Source organism: Aquitalea sp. S1-19 (genome assembly GCF_024343515.1).
In genome coordinates, this window is sequence record NZ_RJTZ01000254.1 from 1 (window position 1) to 1870 (window position 1870).

A 1870-nucleotide genomic window follows, 5' to 3' on the forward strand; every position below is an offset into this window, starting at 1 on the left:
ACCCGTTTGTGACCTCGTCCAACTGCGTAGCAGGTGCTGCTGCACCAGGTGCCGGTGTCGCGCCGCAAATGCTCAGCTATGTGCTGGGTATCGTTAAGGGCTACACCACCCGCGTAGGTTCCGGTCCAGTCCCGACCGAGCAGGAAAACGAAATCGGTGCTTTCCTGGCCGAGCGTGGCAATGAGTTCGGTTCGGTCACCGGACGTCCGCGTCGCTGTGGCTGGTTCGATGCTGCCGCGCTCAAGCGTTCGATCCAGATCAATGGCGTAACCGGCCTGTGCGTGACCAAGCTGGACGTAATGGACGGTCTGGAAGAGATCAAGCTGTGCGTGGGTTATATGCTTGACGGCAAGAAGATCGATATCCTGCCGTTCGGTTCGGATGCTGTCAGCAAGTGCGAGCCTATCTATGAAGTGATGCCGGGTTGGAGCGAAACGACTTTCGGTACCAAAACCTGGGATAAGCTGCCGGCCAATGCTCAGGCTTACCTGACACGCATCGCCGAAGTGTGCGGCGCACCGGTTGCCATCGTGTCTACCGGTCCGGATCGCGAAGAAACCATCGTGCTGCAGCACCCTTACGGCCTGTAAGCGCTGTTCTGCCCCGATAAAAAGACCCGCCTGGCGGGTCTTTTTGCATTTCCAGCGACACCGTATGCTTGAGGGGGACGCGCTTCGTGCGTAAGCTTGCGTTTTTCGGCCTTATGGCCTTATCTACGCGACGTTTTCCATGCACATCCATATCCTAGGCATTTGTGGCACTTTTATGGGCGGTATTGCCGCCATCGCCAAGCAGGCGGGGCACCGCGTCACCGGTTGCGATACCCATGTTTACCCGCCGATGAGTACCCAGCTCGAAGCGATGGGCATCGAGCTTATCGAAGGCTTTGGCGCCGAGCAGATTGCGCTGGAGCCGGATATGTATGTGGTGGGCAATGTGGTGACGCGCGGCAAACCCTTGATGGAAGAGATCCTCGATCGCGGCCTGCCGTATATTTCCGGCCCGCAGTGGCTGGCCGAGCATGTCTTACAGGGACGCTGGGTGCTGGCGGTGGCCGGCACCCATGGCAAAACCACCACCAGTGCCATGCTGGCCTGGATACTGGAAGATGCCGGCCTGGCTCCGGGCTTTCTGATTGGCGGCATTCCTGAGAACTTCGGTATCTCGGCCCGCCTGCCGGGCTCGCCACAGCAGGATCCGGCCAGCGAAAGCCCGTTTTTCGTGATCGAGGCCGACGAATACGACACTGCTTTTTTCGACAAGCGCTCCAAGTTTGTCCACTACCGCCCGCGCACCGCCGTGCTGAACAATCTCGAGTTCGATCACGCCGATATTTTTGCCGATCTGCCGGCGATCGAGACCCAGTTTCATCACTTGGTGCGTACCGTGCCGTCCAAAGGACTGGTCGTGGCCAATGGCCGCGAGGCCGCGCTGGAGCGGGTGCTGGCGCGCGGTTGCTGGACGCCGGTCGAGCCTTTCGGTGTCGATGGCGGCTGGCAGGTGGGGGATGTCGCCGCTGACGGCAGCTTCGAGGTGTTGCTGGATGGCGTGCAGCAGGGCCGGGTAGGCTGGGGCCTGATGGGGGAGCACAACCGTCTGAATGCACTGGCCGCGATTGCCGCGGCACGCCATGCCGGCGTGACGGTCAAGCAGAGTATCGATGCCCTGTCCCGCTTTGTGAATGTGAAGCGGCGCATGGAGGTGAAAGGCGTGGCGAACGGGGTAACCGTGTACGACGACTTTGCCCATCACCCGACAGCGATTGCCACTACGGTCGCCGGTTTGCGCGCCAAGGTGGGCAATGCACGCATTCTGGCGGTGCTGGAGCCTCGCTCCAATACCATGAAACTCGGTGCGATGAAGGATGCGC

At 60.6% G+C, this 1870-nt stretch carries 2 protein-coding genes; both read left to right on the plus strand.

What is annotated here, in order from left to right:
• A partial coding sequence (locus tag EGI20_RS17975) for an adenylosuccinate synthetase (RefSeq protein WP_498633061.1) occupies positions 1 to 590 on the plus strand: 590 nt, incomplete at its 5' end.
• Between the two features lie 139 nt (positions 591 to 729).
• A partial coding sequence (gene mpl, locus EGI20_RS17980; RefSeq protein ID WP_498633062.1) for a UDP-N-acetylmuramate:L-alanyl-gamma-D-glutamyl-meso-diaminopimelate ligase occupies positions 730 to 1870 on the plus strand: 1141 nt, incomplete at its 3' end.